Origin of the sequence: Fibrobacter sp. UWB5 (genome assembly GCF_002210295.1) — a bacterium.
Classification (GTDB): domain Bacteria; phylum Fibrobacterota; class Fibrobacteria; order Fibrobacterales; family Fibrobacteraceae; genus Fibrobacter.
Genome location: NZ_MWQH01000010.1, coordinates 21441 through 42582 on the forward strand (window position 1 = coordinate 21441; position 21142 = coordinate 42582).

Sequence of the window (21142 nt, forward strand, 5' to 3'; positions counted from 1 at the left end):
GGAGGTTCATCCGTTAAAAGCGATATGTACATGCGGAAGAATCGTAAAATTAAAAGATATGCCCATAAACAATCCAATATTGTTAAAAAGGAAATATCTTCTATTGACGATGAATCTTCTTGTATATATATTATATATACCACATATATGATTTTCGAATGGGATGAAAACAAGGCCGAAACAAATTTTATCAAACACAAGGTGACTTTTGAAGAGGCTCAAACAGTTTTCTATGATGAAAATGCTCTTTTGCTTGCGGATGAAAAACATTCAGATGAAGAAGATCGTTTTATTCTAATGGGAATGTCGTCAATGATGAATACGCTCTTGGTGTGTTTTTGCGAACGAGGTTCAGAAGAAAACGAAATTATCCGAATTATTTCATCTCGAAAAGCGAATAAAAAAGAAACAGAACAATACTGGAAAAGGAGGTTGCCATGAAGAAAAACTACGATTTCAGCAATGCAGTCAAAAACCCGTATGCCAAAAAGTTAAAGAAGACGATTTGTATAAACATCAGCGAATCGGTTCTCGCTTATTTCAAGGATCTGGCGGAAAAGACAAATATTCCGTACCAGACATTAATCAACATGTTCCTTGAGCAAGCCAAGGCTGATAAAATGGAGCCTAAATTCGTTTCGAAACCAAATCGCAAAAAACAAGTGGCATAATTCATATCATAAATGTCAAGGATTGCCCTAGGCTTAATGGAACTGATGGAACGGTGACCAAGATTGATTATTTAGGCCAGTTGCACGGAACGTGGGCGTCAACAGTCGCTATCATACCATCCGAAGATGAGTACGAAATTATTCTTCCCGCCGAAATAGCAACACCAATGTCGGATATAATGAAAAAATAAAGCATCCGTCAGCCAAGGGTGATGTCCATTAACCCAAGGCGAACGGATGATGCTTTTAGGCCGCATTCTGGCGGTCTTGCCGTAGTAATTTGTAGTAGGTTGTTCGTTTAAGCCCCAACTGACGCATTGCCGCCGTCGCCGTCAGCGTACCAGATTTGACTTGAGTGATTGCGTCATCCCAGCCTTCAGGCTTCGGAATCGCCTTTTTACCGAAATGAACTCCGCGCTCCAACGCGAGCTTTATACCTTGTTTTTGCCTAGATTTTATGTTAAGTCTCTCACGCTCACTAACATAACTAAGAATTTGTAATACAAGGTCAGCGACAAAGCGCTTATCAAGATTACCGTTGTTATTGGTCGTATCAAGTAGGGGCATGTTGATGACTTTTATGTCGCAGCCCAATGTTTGGGTTATATGCTTCCACGCTTGCTGTATTAGGTTGTACGACCTCGAGATTCTATCCAAATCAACCACCACAACGCAATCTCCGGGACGCATGGCGGCAAGAGTTGTTTCGGTGCCAACTAATGCGCCCCAAGCTTTTCGATTAAAATCTTTTCCTGAGGCCTTGTCACAGTAAAGATAACGTTCATCTGTAATATATGGTTTTAGTGCTTCGATTTGACGCGATAAATTTTGCGTGTTACTGGACACACGGGCATACCCAAAAACAGCCATAATGGCCTCCTTTGTTTGATGTTAATTAAATAAAGAACTTAAGCAGTCCCGTAGACTGGCTGTCAGTATTCGGTAAAGTCAATCAGCTATGCGAATGTTCGGACAAGTTATTCAATCAAGCCGAATGTTCGCATTGCTTTTTTTGTGTTTTGCGCATTAATTTAAGCCGTACTTTGATATTGGAAATGAGTGTGTGGTATAGTACACTTTAACGGCCTACTTTGTGCACGATTTTTGATGATGACGATGTCGGGTTTACTTCAATAGGGTTTGTGTATATATGTGGGAATCTTACGGGAAAAAAATTGAAGGGTACAATGTTCTATATTAATATATATATGTGATAAGTGTACCAATAGGGGAGCTTTGTAAGCGTTTCTACTTAGTGATCGTACACCGATTTGGTTGGGGCAACGAAAAAATTTCAGCAGCATATAAACTTTTATTGGTTCGCTAGGGTGCCTTAGCAACCAATGCATCATGCATTCTCTATTGGTCAAAGCAAGCGGATGGGGACGGAAACAGTTGGTTCATATATACGATGTCCCCGCCCGCTTGTTTTTTATTGTTTTTCGTTTAGGATGTATTCAACAGCTCGTTCCGCTTTGGAGGCTGCGATTGGCAAAAGAGAATAATCATTGCTTAGCTTTTCAATCCATCCTTCGATATAAGCAGCATTTTGTTCTAAGGTACTTTTTGTGTCAATATTGAATGTCCTGAGTAAAAAAGCCGAACCAAGTTCTGCAATCAACTCTTCGCGAGAATACTCTTTTGACCCAAATGTGGTTGGGGAATTATTTACCCCAAATCTACCTAATCTGTGTTTCGCTCCCGTACTATGACAAACTTCGTGAAGTAAAGTGCTATAGTAATCTTCCGACGACTTGAAATTTACGATTGGAGCAATGTTGATGTAATCATATTTTTTTGAGTAGTAGGCATCATTTGAATTATGCTTAAGTTCAATGTGTTCTCTAGTGAGGTATTGATTTATATTTTCTTCAACTTGTTTGATTGGTGAAACGATTGTGTTATTGGACGCCTTAGGTTGCCATCGTGGCTGGATACCATCACAATCAGCAACCCTAAAAACCGTGTATGTACGCAGATATGGCACTTTTTTAATTGTTACTTCCCCTTTTTCGTCGGTTTCTGCCTTTTCAAAAGTATGCCAAAAGAAAACTCGACGGCCTTTACTTCCTTTATGTAGACGACCTTTTAACATCTGTATCTGATGCCAAGTTATGAATTCCGCTGATTCACCACCTAAAATCAATTGGTTCAAAAAAGAATAAGCCTTTCCCGTTGCAAAGCTAATTGCGCATCGGTTTCCAAACCATGGTTGCTCCCACGGAATGCAACCTTGTTTTAACTGTTCGATGATTTTGTTTGTAATTTCTTCGTACGCCTTGTTCATTTTGACCTCGCTTGTTGTCTTGTCATAGATGAAATAAAAGACTATGGCAGTCCCGCTGTTCGTCTGCCAGTCGTTATGATGAGGCGCAAAAGAAAAATCACCCTACTCCTCCAAGTAGGGTGATTCGACTAAGGAAGAAAAATCGTGTTAGCCGGAAACGCGCTTCTTGCTTGGCCTGTAGACGATGCGCTTTTTAGCCATTTGTAGCCTCCGGTGTTGCGATTGCTTGCTGGTATTTCTCTAGTACGGCGTTTTCGACATGTTCGCGTAATGCCTTTGTGATGGGGTTGCAAACAGAACGATATTCATCACCCTTGAAGAACGGATCTATGGGGTAGTTTACAAACAGGCCGTTCTCACCACTCATTACACGTAGTCCACGAATTATGAGCTGGTCGCCAAGAATAACGCTTGCAAGTGCCTTTACGCTTCCAAGCGAAGGTCCTTCGTGAAAAGGGAATACCTTGCAATCGGTCACTTGCATGGCTGAGCTTGTTTGGCTTTCGAGCTGTTGGATGCGGGTGATAAGGTCTGCCTTCTTCATGCTTTGATAGTTCATATCGAATCCTTTTTGTTTTTGTTTGTCATGTCATTGACATAGAAGTGATAAATGGCCAAAGCAGTCCCGTGGATTCCGTGTCAGTCCCTTGCAGCTATAAACAAAAAAAGAACCCCGTTAGGGGTTCCTCTTAGACAGTCATGGTGTAGGCGTCCTCGCACCAGCCTTGTATGTAAGCAGGGTATTCGCCGTAAGTGCCGTAGTAGAAGGTGACGCCATCTGCTTGGTTGTCTGCGATGATGTCCTTGCGGTGCGCCATCAGGTAGGCTCGGTCCTTTGCTGTGGCTAACCTCCAATCGGATGCGCGTTCTCGTTCGTTGGCAGTCCACTTGGCATGTCCGTATAGGCGCTCTCCGGCAAGTCTAATAGCCTGGATTGCGTCAGCGCGCTTGGTGAGGTCATAGTTATACTTGGTCGCAGCCTCGCGGACATACTGTTCAAGCTCTTCGCCGTCACCCATGCCCCAGTTTTGATATATGTATGCGAGGCATTTGCCGCCATGTCTTATTTGAAATATAATCCTATCGCTCATAATAATTCACTTTATTTATGAAGCTCATGTTATATGATGGCAGTCCCGCCGCTGCCGTGCCAGTCTGATGAGGGTTCGGCAAATAAAAAAGGGGCATAGCCCCTTGTACTAACAATGCTCCATAGGGTCATAATCGCGAGCGTCATAGGTACATACATAGCGGCACTCAGCGTACAGCGTGCCACCCTTGACGAGGTGCTTGGGACGGCTCTTGTAGGTCTTGTGCTCGGTACTCTCGACTATGTGGTGGTCTTCGATGTGGCGCACCTTGCGAGTCACAACCCATCCAAGCACTCCGACCAAGACCGCATTGCAGGTGTACTTGTCAGCCCATTCATCGACGATGGGGTTCGGCTTCTTGCTGAAGCGTTTCCATCTTGCTGAAGTCAGTCGTTCTTTGGAATGGATGCTCACAACTACGCGATTGCATCCGTCTCTTTCGCACGCTTGCTGTTTCCTCCAGTAGTCTTTGAAATCATCCGTGAAGTATCCTGGTCTGATCAGGACATTGTGACTTTCTCGTTTTACGCCATAGTGCATAAAGCATCTCCTTGGTTAAGTTTTCGTGTCATAGATATCGATATCGACTAGGTGCAGTCCCGTGCAGATTGCGTCAGTCGCTTGGATTTGTTATGGGTGAAAACGCCGTAAGGGGCTATTTAACGGGCTTTGTTGGTTTACGTTCACAATAAAAAATCAAAGTGTTTTTTAGGGTACGGGTTTTTCCTAAAAAAGGAATCTCCATATCGGAGAAAGCGCCTTCGAAATCGAATGAATAAAAATCGGTTGTCAATAACCCCATACCCCAAAAGTGAGCAAAGTCAGAAGGGGCATTTTTCCAAAATTTTGGGGGCTGGGGAAGGATACAAGAAAGGCCTCTTGCATAATGCGAGAGGCCTTTACTATACCCGGGCCGCGACTCGAACGCGGATATCATCCTTAGGAGGGACGTATTTTATCCCGTTAAATTACCCAGGCGAGTGGCGATAATATAGAAACATACGCATTAATTGTCAAAAAAACGGCTTTTCTGCTATTCAATTGGATAGAACGCGAAAAGGTGTTTTTGCGAATTCTTGATTCGAACACTTGCCGAACAGTAAAAAAAGCAGTGTTTTGGAGCGCGTGCTATCTGAAATTTGATACAGTGACTGGCTTTGACGCGATTTATAGAACGCGGAACTTTTTTCAGTTCGAACTTGACATTGAATGGTTTTATAACTATTTTCGAACTCGTGGATAGAACGAGGCTGCTGTCGGTCGTGTTCGACTAAATGTCGTTATGCCTTGTCTTTCCTGACATAAACGCGATGTGAGACTGTTCGAAAATCGTTCGATTAGGCCGATACACATCACGACACACTGTTCGACACAGGTTGGTGTGTTTGTATGTGAAATTGGCGCTATTAAGCGAAAATCGCAAGGTTTAGTGTTCGGGCGCGGTATATCCTAAATAGATTGGATAGTTCAGTTGGATAGAACGGGTCCCTCCTAAGGATCAGACTCGCGTTCGAATCGCGATCCGGGTATTTCGCTGGTTGCTTCGGTGGCCAGCCTTTTTTTTTGTTATTTTTCGCATGTGAAGAAACTCTATATTGCCTTTATTGTTGTTTTTGCAGTCTTGTTGCTGTTGCCGTTTACGGTGCAGACGGTGGCGGATTTGCGCGGTGAAAAGCGCTTTGTCAGCCTGGATATTTTCAAGGATGTCGTTTATACGCCGTTTAAGCGTGAATCCGAGATGGCGGAATCGGCTGCCAAGTTGAACGATGCCTGGTTTGCGGCGCGTGAATCGATTGCCGGTGGTGCCGAGGTGGGCGAGTCGCTGGAAAACGTGGTCAGTGCGCTTTCGGACCTGGAGGCGGTTGCGCTTTCGGTGAATAGCTATGCCGAACTGGATACGGCCGAGGCGGACTACAAGTTGCTGAAGTTGGCTGATACCTTGGTTGCAGCCCTTGAAGATGAACCGGAAACCTTCAAAACTGTTGATTCTACGCTGAAGGCGGTGGTGGCTGAATTCGGGCGTTTCTCGGTTTGGCGTGCGCTTTGCGGCATTAAGCATTACGGTGTGTGGACGAGCCGCTATCTGCGTGCGTTCGAAAACAAGGTCGAAGACGAAAATGCGCTTGTGCTTGCTTTCCGCCCCAAGTACCAGTTGGCGGTATGGAATATCTTCAATGATCCGGGCGAAAAGGTGGTTCTGGGTGAGGGCGAAGGCCGTTGGCTTTTCTACCGCCAAGATGTAGAATTCCTAGTGCAGCCGTCGCCGCTGGATGTACGCAGCGCAAAGCTCGATAACCCGATTCAGGCAATTCTCAAGTTCCGCAACCAGCTTAAGGCGAAGGGCGTAGAGCTCCTGGTGGTGATTACTCCGGGCAAGCCGAGCATCTATCCGGAACGCTTGACCGGCGTTGATGGCTTGAAACTTGCCGGACACGGCAAGGCGATTCTGGATTCGCTTGCGACGATTGGGTTGAATACGGTGGACCTGTATACGCCGCTCCTTGCCGCAAAGGCGGACGATGCAAACCTGGGTGCGCTTTATCTGGATGACGATACGCACTGGACTCCGCGTGGTGCAGAACTTGCCGCCGGTGAAATCGCGAAAAAAGTGAATGCGATGGTGGATGCGGGCCTGATCAATATCGGTGAACCGTCTATGGATTATGTGGTGTCTGATTCTTTGGCGGATCGCATGGGCGACATTGGCGAAATGAGCGGCCTCAACAAGTTCAACGTGTTCAAGGTACAACAGGTAACCGGCCATGTGGTTTCTCAGCAAGAAATTTCGGAACACATGGAAGCTCCGGCAGATTCGCTTTCGGATTCCACGGTGGTACGCGATACGACCAAGACTCCGTTTAAGGATGACTTCCGCAAGTCGAAGATTTTGATTCTGGGCGACAGCTTCAGCCGCATTTACCAGACGGATGCGCCTGTGAATGCGGGTTGGATTGCCCATTTTGCAAGGAATATCGGCCGACCGGTGTCCTCGATTGTGAGCGATGGCGGCGCTTCTACGCTTGTGCGTGAAAAGCTTGCCCGTAAGGCGGGCGTGCTCAAAGGCAAGAAACTCCTGATTTGGGAATTTGTAGAACGCGACCTGCGCTTTGGCGCCGAAGGCTGGAAAACGATTGAATTTTAGGAATTGACTATGGCAAGGCATGGAACACCCACTCCGGGGCAGGCGATTTTAGAAGGCATTGAATGGCTCAAGATGGACAAGGCGGAATTTGCCCGCCGCATCGGGGTCCCGATGGAAACTCTCGAGGGCTTGATTGCGGGTACGGTTGAAATTACCCGCGAACTTGCCGAAGCGCTTGAATCTGTGACGGGAAGCCCCGCTGCCTACTGGCGCATGCTCGCCAGCAAAGCCAAGAGGAATGCGTAATGAATATTACCGATGCCGTTTCTTGTATGTGCGACCTCGCAAAGGGCGAGGCGGAACAGTTTGATGTAATTGCCTCGAATTCCCATTCCGAGGGCTTGTCTGTTTTTCAGGGCCAGGTGCAGAATACCGAAATTTCGGATTCCGTAGGGCTTGGCATTCGCGTGATTAAGGATGGCCGTCCGGGCTATGCGCACACGGAACGCTTGACCAAGGAAGCGATTGCGCAGACCATTAAGGATGCCGTTTGCCACACGCAGTGGACCGAGAAGGTTGACTTTGAATTGCCTGCTCCGGCAAAGATTCCGGAAGGCAATCCCAACTACAATCCGGCGCTGGAATCGCTCACGTTGGCGGAACTCAAGGACTTCTGCATCGAACTTGAAAAAGAAACGTTTGCACGTTCTGCCGACATCAAGAATATTCCATACTTGGGTGCCGACCTGAACCGCGACTTTTCGATTGTTGCAAACCACAAGGGTCTTTTCTATACCGATAAGGGAAACTCCGTGTCGGTGGGTGCAGGTGCAGTCGCTGTGCGCGATGGTATCAGCAAGCTCGGCAACTTTGTCAAAAGTGAACGCGACTGGAGCAAGTTCACCGTTGCCGAAATTGCTGACAAGGCTGCGAACTATGCAACGGAACTTTTCGGCGCCAAGAAAATCGAAGGCGGCAAGATTCCTGTCGTGTTCTCGGAACGCATTTCTGGCCGATTCATGAGCATGTACGCTTCGCCGTTCATCGCTGAATCCATGCAGAAAGGTACTTCTCGCTTGGCTGGTAAAGAGGGGCTGAAAATTGCCTCTGAAAAGCTTTCTCTATGGAGCGATCCAACAGGCGAAGCCTTTAGCACCAAGATGTATTTTGATTCCGAAGGCTGTTTGACTCGACGAGTCGAAGTCATTAAGGACGGTATCTTTAACGAAGCGCTCTACAACCTGGAAACCGCCACGAAGGCAGGCTGTGCAACAACGGGCAACGGCGCCCGCGATTTCGGCTCCAAGATGTCTACGGCGTTCTGGAACATGTTCGTTCCGGCAGGGGAGTATTCTTCTGCGGATCTTTTGAAACTTTTTCCCAAGTGCCTCCTGGTGGTGCGCCTCGAAGGTGGCTCCGGCTGTAGCTCCGTGAGTGGCGAACTCAGCATTGGTGCCCACGGTTTCTGGTGCGAAAACGGCGTGATTCAACACCCTGTCGATGGCGTAACCTTGTCGGGCAACTACTTCGACATCATCCAGAATGTGGTTGGCGTTGGCAACGAATATTACAATCCGTTCGCCGGAATCAAGGTCCCGGCGCTTGCCATCAGCGAGCTTGCGGTGAGTTGTTAAAAAAAGTCCCCTTACGGGGACTCTTTTTTTAATCTCAAACCACTGCCTACTTCTTACTGTCTACAGCAGCCTTTTTTTGCCTGTAAATCAGCACAATCAGCCAGATTAAGCCGGTCAGGAACATGACGCTGCAAAGCGTCTGCCCGCGGCTCATGCCGAATAGGTCCACGCGGCCCAGGTGTGCATCGGGCCTGCGGAAAAATTCGATGAAGAATCTAAAGAAACCATAGCCCATCAGGTACAGGCAAGGCATTTTGTCGCGCAACAGCGGAATGCGTCTTAAGTTGTACAAAATGGCAAATAAGATAACGCCTTCGAACAGCATCTCGTAAAGCTGGCTCGGGTGGTGCAGAATCGGGTTGGTAATGGGACTGTCGTGGGCGAGCGGGAACCACATGCCGATACCGCTCGTGGTGACTTCGCCAAATAGTTCGCCGTTAATGAAGTTGCCCCAGCGGCCCCAGGTGTAGGCGAGCGGCGCCAGCATAAAGCAAAGGTTCAGGCCTTCCCAGACCTTCATCTTGTTGCGCTTCAGGCCGATGTAGGTGAATATCGTTCCGAGAATCATGCCACCGTGGTAGCTCATGCCTGAGATTCCGGCAAAGTGGTAGCCAAGAGCATCGTGAGTCATGGGCAGAATGATTTCGGTCGGGTTGGCAAGGTAATAGCCCGGCTTGTAGAAGAACACGTAGCCCAGGCGCGCACCGATAATGATGCCCGCGATAATCCAGGTGAACAGGCTGTCGAACTGGTCCTTGGTGTAGCCCAGCTTTTCCTTCTTGTTCACGTGCATCAGTGTCAGGTAGCCTGTTACGAAGGCGAAAATGTACATGATGCCGTACCAGCGCACCGGGAAACTCCCGAGCGTAAAGGCCGTTCCGTCAAAATAAGAAGGGATTAGATTCCACCATGTCGGTTCCATTTTACTTTCCTTTCTTGGGTAAATATTGGTGAGCCCAATAGTTAAACAGCATTCCGGCGACTTGGGTTGCCGGCTGCGAACGCACGCCCTGCAAGTCGTGCACCTGCATAATCACGAGCACCACCGCCTTGCTCGGATCTACCTTGGACTGCGCAAAACCCATGAACCATTCGTAACGGCCATAGGGGTCGTGTCCGTCGAGGGAGCCTGTCTTTCCGCCGATGGTGAGAGCCTCGTAGTTCTTGCGGGCCATATGCCTGGTCGAAATGTTCTTGCGGGCGGTGCCGTGCGTGACGGTGCGGATCATCGCTTCGCGCAGACCGTAATAAGTGTTGTCGCTGAACTTGCCCACATCAAGTGCGATGCGGCTCTTGGGGGCGTAACCGTCCAGGTTGGCTGCCCACGGAATTTCGAGCGGCTTTTTCATGAGAATGGAGCGGACCTGGGCTGCGGCAAGGAGCGGGGTCAAGGTGGTGGCTTCCGTAAAGCCGCTGCTGACTTCGGCGAGACCGTAACCGGTATCGGGCGGAGCGTAGTTGGAACGCGGGGGGAGTGCACCCGGGAAGTTCGTGTTGTAACCGAGCTTCTTGGCGGCGCTACGCAGGCGTTCGGCACCCACGTTCATGCCCACGATGGCCATCGGCGGGTTCGCGGACTTGGCGTAGGCGTCTTGCAGTTCGATAAACGGCCCCCTGTAGCCTTCCTTGACGCGCAGTTGGTTCTTGTAAAGGTGAATGCTGGAACCGATCATCGGAATTTGCGATGTGAGCGAGTAGCGGTTTGATTCCATGGCTGCCGAAATGGTGACTGTCTTTGCAAGCGATGCCGCCGGGAAGGTGTTCTTGATGAAGTACTCGGGCTTTTCCTGCACGTGGTTGTTGCGACGTTCGCCCCAGGCAATGATTTCGTTGCTCTGGGGGTCCACCATCAAGATGACCGCGTGTTCGGGGCGGAATCGGCGCAGCAGGTTGTCGATCTTTTCGGCCATGAAAACATCTTTCTGCGCCTTGATGTGCGAGCTGTCGATGACGTCTGCTTCGGCGGGGCTTTCGGGGACGACTGCGGCGGCAACCGTTGCCTGCGTGTTCGCTAGGTCTTCGGAATCGGCCTTCGGGAAAAGTCCCGTTTCGCTTAGTTGTTCGGCCTGCAGGGTTGCGTCGCTTGCGGCTGTAGAATCGATTGCTTCTGCATATTCGTCTTCTTCAGCGGGCTTTTGGGGTTCTTTTTCGCCAAAAATGCAGGTGCCCATCAGGGCGCAAAGTCCCATAAAAACGGAAAAAACAATAATTCGGTTACGGATCCTAACGGCGTAGGGGAGCCTTTTTTTCGGAAGGTAGTTATTATAGTCCATCTTAAAGTTTAAACTTTACTTGAAAATCGTCTTGCGGTAATACTGGAGTTCGGCAATGCTTTCGCGGATATCGTCCAGGGCCTGGTGCTTTTCCATCTTCTGGAATTCCGGCAGGTCCGGGTACCAGCGGAAAGTCAGTTCCTTGATGGAACTCACGTCGATGTTCCTGTAGTTCAGCCAGCCGGTCAAAAGCGGCATGTACTTGTACAGAAAACGTCTGTCCTGCGTAATGGAATTCCCGCAGAGCACGTTTCCGCGTTCGGTGGTGAAGGGCTTGATGAAGTCAAGGGTCATCTTGTCGGCGTCGGCCATGGTGAGTGTCGACTTACGGCAGCGTTCCACGAGTCCGCTCTGGGTGTGGTGACGCTTGTTCCAGTCGTCCATGCCTTCAAAAACGTTTTCGGTCTGGTGAATCGCCAAGACGGGCCCTTCGGCCAAAATATTCAAGTTCGGGTCGGTTACGATCGTCGCAATTTCGAGAATGACGTCCCTCTCCGGCTCGAGACCCGACATTTCGAGGTCCATCCAGACGAGGTTCGGTGCGCTTTTAATTCTTGCCATAACGCGGACAATTTAAAAAATTTTGAAGTGCAAAATTGTAGGGTCAGATGGTTATGAATGCAATTCCGCCCAGGGACGTTAATTTTTTTATTTTTGTGGCATGGAGTCTCTGAACAAGTTGCTGCGAATGGCTATTTCGCCCGAGTGTGATCCGCAAATATTTGATTGCAAATTAGATGAATCTGAATGGGAAAAGGTTCATTCGGATAGCTTGCGCCATTTGGTGGCTGCGGTTGTTTACCGTGCCGTCCGCAACTTGCCTAAAGAAAAGCGCCCTCCGTTAGGACTGATGTTCCAGTGGGCGAGTGAAGCGGAGACAGTCAAAGGCCATAACGAACTCTTGAACGCCGAGGCCGCGAAATATACGGAACTGTTTGCCGCAAAAGGGCGCAAGACGGCTGTCTTGAAGGGGGCTGCCAATGCAAGGCTTTACCCGGACCCGTTTATGCGGCACGCGGGCGATATCGACTTGTGGGTGGAAGGCGGGCGAAAAAGCGTTGTCGCTCTTGTGAAAGAGATGGGGTATGAACTTGACGAGTTCGGTGAAAACGCCCCGCACCATGTCCATTTGCTCCATACGGGGAATGTTGCTGTCGAAGTCCATTTTAAGCCGTCTTCTGGAGTCTTGAGCCCGCTTGCAAATGCCCGACTGCAACGTTATCTGGAACGGGAAATCTTGAATACGGAGCGTGTGCCCGAAGGATTTTGGTCTCCGTCTATCAAGTTTGCTCTCGTAATGCAGCTGGCACACCTTCAAAGGCATTTTTTCAATGAGGGCGTCGGACTCAAGCAGTTTGTCGACTACTTTATCTTGTTGCAGCGTTCTACGGCTGACGAACGTCGCGAAGTGGCGTCAAAATTGGGGAGTTTTGGCCTTAAGCGCTTGGCCGGTGCTTTTATGTGGGCCATGCAAGAGGTATTTGGCCTGGAAAGAGACCGAATGCTTGTGCCGCCCAACAAAAAGCTGGGGAAAAAGGTGCTTGCCGAGGTTTACAATAGCGGAAATTTCGGCTTTAACCGTATAAATTCCAGGGACTTGCATGGAATGAACTTTATTCGGCGCTGGTTTACGAATCGCTGGAATTCGATTCGGTTGGCGCCTTATTCGCCGTCCGAGGTCTTTTGGCACGAAGTGGAGTATTGGAGAAACTTTGCCAAAACGTTTCACCTCAGAATCAAGCATCGTCGCATTTCTATTTGGGACTTGTACCATTAGTGTGTTTTCTTGGCTGAAAATTTAGCTGTTGTAGCTAAATTGTAAGCAAATTGTATCGAATTTCTAAAAATTTAAGACAAAATGCTCCCAAGTTACTTTGCTTTTTTCTATATTTGCGCGCACTATGGAAGAAGTTGTAATTACAGGTATGGGGTGCGTTTCCGCCCTCGGCAATACGCCGGAACTCCTTTGGAACAACCTGCTGGAAGGTAAATCCGGACTCGCAACGATCGATCGCTTCGACGTGACCAACTATCCGATCAAGATAGCTGCTGCCGTCAAGGAATTCGATGGTTCCGAATACATTACCCCGCGCGATTCGTCCCGTCTGTCCAGGTGCATCCAGTACGCTGTGTATGCCTCTTTCCAGGCTCTTAAGAATGCCGGTATTTCCCCCGAAAACGAAGATCCGACCCGCTCTGGCGTGATTATCGGTTCCGGTATCGGTGGCATGCAGATTTATAGCGACTCCGTGGTGGCCCTCGACAAGCGTGGTCCGGGTCGTGTGTCCCCGTTCTTTATTCCGATGTCTATCGTGAACATGCCCGCTGGCGAAGTTTCCAACCGCACCGGCTGGATGGGCCCCTGCTACGCAGTGGTTTCCGCTTGCGCTACCTCTAACCACTCTATCGCCGCCGCTTACGACCAGATCCGTCTCGGCCGCGCCGATATCATGCTCGCCGGTGGTACCGACGAAACCGTGAACAATGTGGCTCTCGCTGGCTTTACCTCCATGAAGGCCTTGAGCAAGCGCAACGACGATCCGACGACGGCATCTCGTCCGTTCGACAAGGACCGCGACGGTTTCGTGATCGGTGAAGGTTCTGGCATCCTCGTTCTCGAAAGCCTTTCTCACGCCAAGAAGCGTGGCGCCAACATTCTCGCCCGCGTGGCCGGCATCGGCATGAGCGCTGACGCTCACCACATGTCCGCCCCGCGTGAAGACGGCGAAGGCGTCCGCCTCGCTATCGAAATGGCTCTCCGCGAAGCCGGTATTTCCCCGAAGGATGTGGGCTACGTGAACACCCACGGTACTTCGACCCCGCTCGGCGACGTTGCTGAATGCTCCGCCCTCGAAAAGGTCTTTGCCGGCGCTACCGACAACCTCAAGGTGAACTCCTCCAAGTGCATGATCGGCCACGCTCTCGGCGCCGCCGGTGCTCTCGAAGCCATCATCACCGTGAAGTCCTTGCAGAATCAGATGATTCATGCGACCACGAACGTGTTCAACCAGGACGAACGCATCCACCTCGATGTGTGCGCCAACAAGAACACCAGCCACTCGTTCAACTACGCCATGTCCGACAGCTTCGGCTTCGGTGGCCAGAACAGCGTGCTGCTCCTCGGCCGCAACTAGTTCGATGAAAAATGTGAAATGAGTAATGTGTAATTACTCATCTCACATTACACATCCCACATTTATAAAAGCCTTTGGTGATTGTTCTCCGGGGCTTTTTTTGTTGCCTTTGTAAAGAAAAGTTTCTATAATTGACCCGGTGAAAATTTTCCGTTCCATATCCATTGCGCTGGTGGCGCTCCTGTTTGCAAGTGTTTCCTTGCAAGCGGCTCCGAGTGATCCGCTGACTTGGCGCGATTCCACGTGGGACTACCGCAGCGAAGACCCGACCGATACGGTTCAATTTTCGGTTGCCAAAAGTGTCGGCGTGGCCTCGACCGTGTTGATTGCCTACGGTGCCGCCTACTGGCTTGTATTCCAGAAAGGCTGGTGGGATGAGCAGGGGAGTGATTTCCATTTTGAAAACGATTTTGACTACGCTTTGAACCTTGACAAGTTCGGCCATTTCGCCTCGGGCGTCATGATGGGCGAGTCCTTTTACGAAGGCTACCGCTGGGCGGGAATTTCCGAGTTTTATTCGTACTTGTTCGCCGGCTTTTCGGCGATGGCAACCCATATTGCAATCGATGTGAAGGACGGCTATTCGCCGGAATGGGGCTTCAGCATTTTCGATGTGCTTTCGGGAACGCTCGGCGGCTTCTTGCCCATGGCGGAACGCTATATTCCCGTGTTCAAGTATGTAGATCTTAAGTGGAGCTACTGGATCAATACCAAAGCGTATTACAGACAAAGTAAAACAGGCGTGTTTACCGACGACTATTGCAACCAAACATTCTGGGCATCATTCAAGGTTTATCGCTTGTTGCCTAAGGCCGCGCGCCAGTATTATCCGAGCTGGCTTGCCATTGCGGCGGGCTTGAGTATTGACGAAGGCGTGTTCCTGCACGACAGAGATGTGACGCCCCATCGCGAAGTCTATATTGCCCTGGATTACGACCTGGAAGCGTTCCGTCCGCAGAGCCGCATGGCGCGTACCATTGTGAAGTACCTGAATTACTTCAAACTGCCGGCCCCCACCGTGCAAGTTTATCCCGAATTCCACTGGTACTTGCTGTATCCGATTAAGTTCTAGTTGCTATTTTTCTATATTTGCCCCCGTATGTTTACGGGTATTATTCAATCTACCGGTGAAATCGTTTCTATTGAAAGTAGGGGCGATGCGCTTACCATGCGCCTTAAGTCACCGGGCTTTTTTAAGAATTGTAAGTTGGGCGACAGTGTCGCCAACGATGGTGTGTGTCTTTCCATTGAATCTTGTACCGATGACGAAGCCACTTTTTGCCTGATGCACCAGACGGTGGAAAATACGGGCTTTAAGCAGGCCGCTGTTGGTAAGTTGGTGAATTTGGAACTTCCGTGTCGTGCAGACAGCTTTATGGGCGGTCACTTTGTGATGGGCCATGTGGACTGCATAACCGAAGTCATCAAGGTGACTCCGCGTGAAACGGGTGTCGAAGTGGATTTGAAGCTTCCGGCAGACCTGCGTCGCTATGTGATTCGCCGCGGTTCGATTTCTCTCAACGGAATCAGCCTGACGGTCGCTGAAAAGTTCGAAGATTCCATTCGCGTGTGCATTATCCCTGAAACGCTTGCTCGCACGAACCTGCGCAACTGGGTTCCGGGTACAATCGTGAATGTGGAAGTCGACATGCTCGGCAAGTATATTGAAAATTATCTGAAGGAACGTGACCTTGCTTAATACGATTGAAGAGGCCATAGAAGATTTTAAGAACGGCAAGTTTTTGATTGTGGTCGATGACGAAGACCGCGAAAACGAAGGCGACTTTGTAATCGCCGCCGAAAAGATTACGCCCGAAAAGGTGAACTTCATGCTCCACGAAGGTCGTGGCGTGCTTTGCGCACCGCTCCCGATCAAGCGTTGTCATGAATTGAACCTCACGCGGCAGACCGCCGAGAATACCTCGATTTTGGGCACGCCCTTTACCATCATGGTCGACAAGATTGAAGGCTGCACCACGGGTGTATCCGCTCACGACCGCGCTGCAACGATTCTCGCTCTTTCGGACCCGAATTCCAAGCCCAGCGACTTCGGCAGGCCGGGGCATATTTCGCCCCTGTACGCCCAGGAAGAGGGCGTACTCCGTCGCGCAGGCCATACCGAAGCAGCAGTAGACCTGGCTAAGCTTGCGGGCCTGCGCCCGGCGGCCGCTTTGATCGAAATCATGAACGAAGACGGCACGATGGCTCGTATGCCGCAACTTCAGGAAGTTGCGAAGAAGTTCGGTCTCAAGATTATCTCCATCCGCGACCTCATCGACTACCGTTTGAAAAACGAAAAGCTCGTGCAGCGCGTAGCCGCCCCGCATGTGTCGACCAAGTATGGCGACTTTACCGCCTATGCTTACAAGAGCAAGACCGACGGTGTAGAACATGTGGCCTGGGTTGCAGGAAATCCCGACTTCAGCAAGCCGGTGTACGTGCGCGTGCACAGCGAATGCCTTACGGGCGATATCTTTGGTAGCCTGCGTTGCGATTGTGGCGAACAGTTGGCCGCCGCCATGAAGTTCATTGGCGAGCACGGCGGCGTGTTCCTTTACATGCGCGGCCAGGAAGGCCGTGGAATCGGTCTCTGCAATAAGCTCCGCGCTTATGAATTGCAAGAAAAGGGCTTGGACACGGTTGAAGCAAACTTGCACCTTGGGTTCAAGTCTGACCTGCGCCAGTATGGTACGGGCGCCCAGATCTTGGCAGATCTCGGCGTCAAGGAAATGCGACTTCTCACGAACAACCCGAGCAAGATTTCGGGCATTACGGCCTATGGCCTTAAAATCGTGGAACGCGTGCCAATCGAAATTAAGCCGAACAAGGAAAACTTGTTCTACCTGCTCACGAAGCAGAAGAAGATGGGACACCAGCTGCATATCGACGGCGCTGCACCCCAAGAGAATTTGAAAGAGGAAAAATAAATGGTGAACGAAATCAAGAATTCCCTCAATGGTAGTGGCCTCAAGGTGGCAATCGCCGTTGCCCGCTTTAACGAGGTCGTGACGGACAAGCTCCTGGAAGGGGCTGTGCGTCAGCTCGAACTGCTCGGTGTAGCAGACAAGGACATCACGGTCGTGCATGTGCCGGGCGCATTCGAACTTCCGGGCGTGTGCCGTCGCCTCGCCGACAGCGGCAAGTACAGTGCCGTGATGGCGCTCGGCGCCGTGATCCGCGGTGAAACCAGCCACTACGACGTGGTGGTGAATGCTTCTACCGGCGGAATCGCAAACATCGCTGCCGAAGGCAAGCTCCCCGTGATTCTTGGAATTTTAACCACCGACACCGTGGACCAGGCCATGAACCGTGCAGGCCTCAAGGCCGGCAACCTCGGTAGCAGCTGGGCATCTACCGCCGTCGAAATGGCAAACCTTTACAAGACCATCTAATTACTAGCGACTCGATTATGAAAGTAAGTTACAGACCCGCCCGTGTTTTTGCCATGCAGCTTTTGTATGCCATGGAAATTACGGGCCAGACCGCAGGGGAGGCTCTTCCGGGAGTGCTTGAATCCCAGCCCCTTCATGCTGAACAGAAAAAGTATGGAATGAAGTTGGTGGACCTGGTGCAGGCCCATCGCGAAGAACTCGACGAAAACATCAAGGCTGCGGCCGCCCACTGGGAACTGGACCGCATGGCAAGCCTTGACCGCATTGTGCTCCGCATTGCGATGGTCGAACTTTCTTACATCCCCGAAATCCCGATGAAGGTCGCTATTTCTGAGGCAGTGCAAATTGCCGCCAAGTACAGCACTGACAATTCGGATTCTTTCGTGAACGGCCTTTTGACTGGCTTTATGCGTAACCGTGGCATGGTTGTCACCGAACCCAAGGAAAAGTAAAATGCTCAAGGAAAAATGGATGAAACATATCTTCGCAGGCATTGCGGCATTTGTGGCACTGATCGTGTATGTGCTGACAATGGCTCCTACGGTAAGCTTCTGGGATTGTGGCGAATTTGTCGCCTGTGCCAATACCTTGGGTATTCCGCATCCTCCTGGAACTCCGTTCTTCGTGTTCCTCGCCCGTGCAGTCATCGTATTGCTCCCGTTCGTGGGCGAAATCGCAAAGCGAGTGAACTACATCTCGGTGGTGAGTTCTGCCGCGACTGTCTATGTGACGGCTCTCTTTGCCTGGGAACTCTTGGCTACCGTTCTCAAGAGCGATGCTCTTGCAGAAAAGATTTCCAGTAAGGTCCGCACGGCCGTGCTGGGTTCTGCCGCTCTCGTGGCCGGTTTCCTCCTGACCTTCTCGGACACCTTCTGGTTCAACGCTGTCGAAGCCGAAGTTTACGGCATCGCCATGTTGATCTTGATGCTCGTCTCTTACCTCGGTCTCGTTTGGTACAACAAGCGTAACGAAGAATACAGCGACCGCATCCTGATTTTCATTTGCTACATCGCCTTCCTCGGCGTGGGTGCACACCTTTATACCATGCTTACGGTTCCTGCCGTGTTTGCACTTTTGCTCGTGGCCGAACCCAAGAAGATTGTAGAACGCATTCCTATCTGGATTACGGGTACGCTCCTTTGCTCCGTGATTTACATGGTGTCTGCCTTTATTGAAATCTCTTTCATCTGCTTGATTGCTCTTTCGATTCTCTGCCTTGCCAAGCCGTTCAAGAGTAAGGGTGTGCAGCGCAGCATGCGTCTGTCCTTGGCATTTGCCTTCTTCGCCTTGATCGGTTACAGCACGCACCTCTACATTCCGATCCGTTCGGAATTGAACCCGATTATCGACGAAAACGATCCTGAAATCAATATCCGCGACGAACAAGGTAACCTCCAGCTGGGTAACCTCTTCAAGGATGAAAACTGGGTCGCCTTCAACAACTTCATTGAACGTAAGCAGTACGGTTCCGAAAGCATGATCAGCCGTGCATTCTACCGTCGTTCCCGCGTTAGCCACCAGTTCCTCTCCTTCCCGCACATGGGTTACGGTGGATACCAGATGGCTCAGTACCTGCCGTACAAGGTGGGCGATGTGAACTACGCCAACGGCGTCTATACTTTCGATGCAGCCGACAACCAGCCTGTGGAACGTTTCGGCATCAAGTTCCCGACGCAGATGAGCTTCATGGGCGATGCGACACTCCCGCAGTTCATGATGTTCTTGCTCTTTAACGGCCTTTTGGTGATGGTTTGCGTGTTTGTCTGGAAGCGCAACCGCAACGTGGGTGTGTTCGTTTCTGTGCTTTATGCCCTTTGCTCGCTTGGCCTGTTGTTCTATATCAACTTCGCCGACGGCACCCGCATGGAACAGCGCGATCATGACTACTGGGTGTCTGTGATGAGCCGCAATGTTCAAGACCTGAACAGCCGTGGCATGGGTATTTCGGCTTTGCCGGACCCGAACGAACTCATCGATATGCGCCAGAATATCGAACATGCCAAGATCCGCCTGGAAACGCTCAAGGCCCGTGGTGCAAACGACGCTCGTCTTGCCGATATCCAGCGTGAAATCGATGGCTATACCAATTCCGCTATCTGGCAGAACTGGCAGAAGATTGAAAGCGGCTTTGCCCAGGTGGGCAGCCGTGCTCCGTTCCCCGATGCAGTGCACCTGGAAGTGCGCGAACGTGACTACTTCTATACTCCGGCATTCATTGTCATGAGCATGATATACGGTATCGGTGCCGGTATCCTGGTGTTCCTGGTGGCAACGTCCAGTTTTGCCGCCTTTGCGAACCCGGTGGCCGCAGCCTTGGTTGCCGTTTCGTTCTTGGTGCCTTGCATTTCGAACTACAAGGAACATGACCGTTCTGGCCTTTGGGTTCCTTGGGATTATGCTTACAACCTGCTGAATAGCTGCCGTCCGAATGCAATCCTCTTCACGAATGGTGACAACGACACCTTCCCGCTGTGGTTTGCTCAGGAAGTGGCCGGTATCCGTAAGGACGTTCGCGTGGTGAACCTCTCGCTCGGTAATACCGACTGGTACATCAAGCAGATGCTCGACAACGAGCCGATTCTCAAGCTCAGCTACGACAAGGCTGCTATCGACCGCGACATGGTGCTCGACAACAGCTCCGCCTCTAACCCGAACCATCAGGTTTCTACTTGGGTCAAGAACGCCCAGCGCCTTATGCCGCAGCTCAAGAACCGCATTGACGCTATGGAAGGCCAGGAACTTTCTCCGGCCGACTCTGCAAAGCTCTTGCAGTTCAAGGTGCATTACCAGGTGTGGGACGCCTTTACGGAATGGGCTGCCCGTACCCGTAGCGGCATGATGCTCACGCAGCATAAGCTCGTGATCGACCTTGCACTCCAGAATATGGACAAGCCGATTGAAATTTCGACGACTGTCGGTACTTCCAACTTCATGGGTCTCGAAAAGTACATGGTGCAGGAAGGCATGGTCTACAATTTCGTGAAGGGTGATTTGACCCCGAAGCGTAATTCCTTCGATGCCAAGTTCACGGCCGACCTCATTGATTCCGTGTTCAAGTTCCGTGGCCTCGGCGACGGTACGGCTTACATCAACGGTGAAACCGAACGCTTGCTCTCTGGCTACGTGTCGCTCTATCTGCAGATCTCTTTCGATGCTCGCGACAAGATTTCGACGCTCCGCAACACGCACCCGTTCACGGCCGAAAGAAAGGCCCAGGTGGACAGCATTGCCGCTTCTGCCGGCAAGTACCTCGAAATGGGTATGAAGCAGTTCCCGAGCGAATGGCGTAACTACTGGGCTGCCGCATTCGTTTACGAATCCGCTGGCCAGAAGGCCAAGGCTCAGGAAGTGGTGAATCGCGGTCTTGAAAATGTCCCGGCTTACGAAGAAGGTGGCCGTGCACGCCTTGTGATGGCTGCCCGCCAGATCGAACAGATGTCCGACGAACCTTTGAAGGTTGAAGAACCCGTGCCGGCCGCTCCGGTGGATTCTCTCCAGAAGGATTCCGCTAACGAACCAGCTGTAGTTGCGGTGGCGAACTAATTAAGTCTGTTGTTATTTGCGATAAGAAGAGAGGA

General features: G+C 50.6%; 21 protein-coding genes and 1 tRNA gene. 13 read left to right on the forward strand and 9 right to left on the reverse strand.

What is annotated here, in order from left to right; all coding sequences use genetic code 11:
• The first annotated feature begins 147 nt into the window (after window positions 1-147).
• Both B7989_RS12210 and B7989_RS12215 read left to right on the forward strand, forming a co-directional pair.
• The gene (locus B7989_RS12210; protein WP_088628836.1) at window positions 148-441 is read left to right on the forward strand and encodes a BrnT family toxin; all 294 of its coding nucleotides are present in this window, start codon (window positions 148-150) and stop codon (window positions 439-441) included.
• Window positions 438-671 (forward strand): CopG family antitoxin, encoded by a 234-nt coding sequence (locus tag B7989_RS12215; protein WP_144265058.1) that lies wholly within the window; start codon window positions 438-440, stop codon window positions 669-671. The genes B7989_RS12210 and B7989_RS12215 overlap by 4 nt, the downstream gene beginning before the upstream one ends.
• A 246-nt stretch (window positions 672-917) precedes the next feature.
• Here B7989_RS12215 and B7989_RS12220 read toward each other — a convergent pair whose 3' ends face one another.
• From B7989_RS12220 to B7989_RS14035, 6 genes are all read right to left on the reverse strand, one after another.
• The gene (locus B7989_RS12220) at window positions 918-1541 is read right to left on the reverse strand and encodes a recombinase family protein (protein ID WP_088628762.1); all 624 of its coding nucleotides are present in this window, start codon (window positions 1539-1541) and stop codon (window positions 918-920) included.
• A 562-nt stretch (window positions 1542-2103) separates the two neighbouring features.
• Complete coding sequence (locus B7989_RS12225) at window positions 2104-2958, reverse strand: ArdC family protein (protein ID WP_088628763.1); 855 nt, start codon at window positions 2956-2958, stop codon at window positions 2104-2106.
• A 193-nt stretch (window positions 2959-3151) separates the two neighbouring features.
• Window positions 3152-3517: a SpoVG family protein gene (locus B7989_RS12230; protein WP_233144412.1), complete on the reverse strand. Its 366-nt coding sequence runs from the start codon at window positions 3515-3517 to the stop codon at window positions 3152-3154.
• Between the two features lie 130 nt (window positions 3518-3647).
• The gene (locus tag B7989_RS12235; protein ID WP_144265059.1) at window positions 3648-3977 is read right to left on the reverse strand and encodes a hypothetical protein; all 330 of its coding nucleotides are present in this window, start codon (window positions 3975-3977) and stop codon (window positions 3648-3650) included.
• Window positions 3978-4157: 180 nt separating this feature from the next.
• On the reverse strand, window positions 4158-4463 hold the full coding sequence (locus tag B7989_RS12240; RefSeq protein WP_144265060.1) for a hypothetical protein: 306 nt from the start codon (window positions 4461-4463) through the stop codon (window positions 4158-4160).
• 491 nt (window positions 4464-4954) lie between these two features.
• Window positions 4955-5027, reverse strand: a tRNA-Arg gene (locus tag B7989_RS14035).
• A gap of 601 nt (window positions 5028-5628) precedes the next feature.
• On the opposite strand from B7989_RS14035, the gene B7989_RS12250 reads away from it, so the two are divergent.
• From B7989_RS12250 to B7989_RS12260, 3 genes are read left to right on the forward strand one after another with little or no spacing between them, the layout of a single operon-like run.
• Window positions 5629-7191, forward strand: coding sequence for a hypothetical protein (locus B7989_RS12250; protein WP_088628838.1), 1563 nt, complete (start codon window positions 5629-5631; stop codon window positions 7189-7191).
• Between the two features lie 9 nt (window positions 7192-7200).
• The gene (locus B7989_RS12255; RefSeq protein ID WP_088628766.1) at window positions 7201-7437 is read left to right on the forward strand and encodes a helix-turn-helix transcriptional regulator; all 237 of its coding nucleotides are present in this window, start codon (window positions 7201-7203) and stop codon (window positions 7435-7437) included.
• A complete protein-coding gene (locus B7989_RS12260; RefSeq protein WP_088628767.1) occupies window positions 7437-8765 on the forward strand; it encodes a TldD/PmbA family protein in 1329 nt (442 codons plus the stop codon). The genes B7989_RS12255 and B7989_RS12260 overlap by 1 nt, the downstream gene beginning before the upstream one ends.
• Window positions 8766-8811: 46 nt before the next feature.
• Here the strand turns inward: B7989_RS12260 and lgt are convergent, their stop codons facing one another.
• The 3 genes from lgt to orn all read right to left on the reverse strand — a co-directional run bounded on the left by lgt (window position 8812) and on the right by orn (window position 11590).
• Window positions 8812-9687, reverse strand: coding sequence for a prolipoprotein diacylglyceryl transferase (lgt, locus tag B7989_RS12265; protein WP_088628768.1), 876 nt, complete (start codon window positions 9685-9687; stop codon window positions 8812-8814).
• Between the two features lies 1 nt (window position 9688).
• The gene (locus B7989_RS12270) at window positions 9689-10954 is read right to left on the reverse strand and encodes a penicillin-binding transpeptidase domain-containing protein (protein WP_233144413.1); all 1266 of its coding nucleotides are present in this window, start codon (window positions 10952-10954) and stop codon (window positions 9689-9691) included.
• A 99-nt stretch (window positions 10955-11053) separates the two neighbouring features.
• Window positions 11054-11590 carry an oligoribonuclease gene (orn, locus tag B7989_RS12275; protein ID WP_349362396.1) on the reverse strand — a complete coding sequence of 179 codons (537 nt, stop codon included), beginning with the start codon at window positions 11588-11590 and terminating at the stop codon, window positions 11054-11056.
• A gap of 109 nt (window positions 11591-11699) precedes the next feature.
• On the opposite strand from orn, the gene B7989_RS12280 reads away from it, so the two are divergent.
• From B7989_RS12280 to B7989_RS12315, 8 genes are all read left to right on the forward strand, one after another.
• Window positions 11700-12815 carry a nucleotidyltransferase family protein gene (locus tag B7989_RS12280; protein WP_088628771.1) on the forward strand — a complete coding sequence of 372 codons (1116 nt, stop codon included), beginning with the start codon at window positions 11700-11702 and terminating at the stop codon, window positions 12813-12815.
• A 124-nt stretch (window positions 12816-12939) separates the two neighbouring features.
• On the forward strand, window positions 12940-14172 hold the full coding sequence (gene fabF, locus B7989_RS12285) for a beta-ketoacyl-ACP synthase II (RefSeq protein ID WP_088628772.1): 1233 nt from the start codon (window positions 12940-12942) through the stop codon (window positions 14170-14172).
• Between the two features lie 139 nt (window positions 14173-14311).
• Window positions 14312-15244: a YfiM family protein gene (locus B7989_RS12290; RefSeq protein WP_233144414.1), complete on the forward strand. Its 933-nt coding sequence runs from the start codon at window positions 14312-14314 to the stop codon at window positions 15242-15244.
• Window positions 15245-15271: 27 nt separating this feature from the next.
• The gene (locus tag B7989_RS12295) at window positions 15272-15871 is read left to right on the forward strand and encodes a riboflavin synthase (protein WP_072799199.1); all 600 of its coding nucleotides are present in this window, start codon (window positions 15272-15274) and stop codon (window positions 15869-15871) included.
• Window positions 15858-17099, forward strand: coding sequence for a bifunctional 3,4-dihydroxy-2-butanone-4-phosphate synthase/GTP cyclohydrolase II (locus tag B7989_RS12300; RefSeq protein ID WP_088628773.1), 1242 nt, complete (start codon window positions 15858-15860; stop codon window positions 17097-17099). The genes B7989_RS12295 and B7989_RS12300 overlap by 14 nt, the downstream gene beginning before the upstream one ends.
• 3 nt (window positions 17100-17102) lie before the next feature.
• A complete protein-coding gene (gene ribH / locus B7989_RS12305) occupies window positions 17103-17564 on the forward strand; it encodes a 6,7-dimethyl-8-ribityllumazine synthase (RefSeq protein WP_072799326.1) in 462 nt (153 codons plus the stop codon).
• Between the two features lie 17 nt (window positions 17565-17581).
• Window positions 17582-18016 carry a transcription antitermination factor NusB gene (gene nusB / locus B7989_RS12310; protein WP_233144415.1) on the forward strand — a complete coding sequence of 145 codons (435 nt, stop codon included), beginning with the start codon at window positions 17582-17584 and terminating at the stop codon, window positions 18014-18016.
• Between the two features lie 19 nt (window positions 18017-18035).
• The gene (locus tag B7989_RS12315) at window positions 18036-21107 is read left to right on the forward strand and encodes a DUF2723 domain-containing protein (RefSeq protein WP_233144416.1); all 3072 of its coding nucleotides are present in this window, start codon (window positions 18036-18038) and stop codon (window positions 21105-21107) included.
• Window positions 21108-21142: the final 35 nt, after the last annotated feature.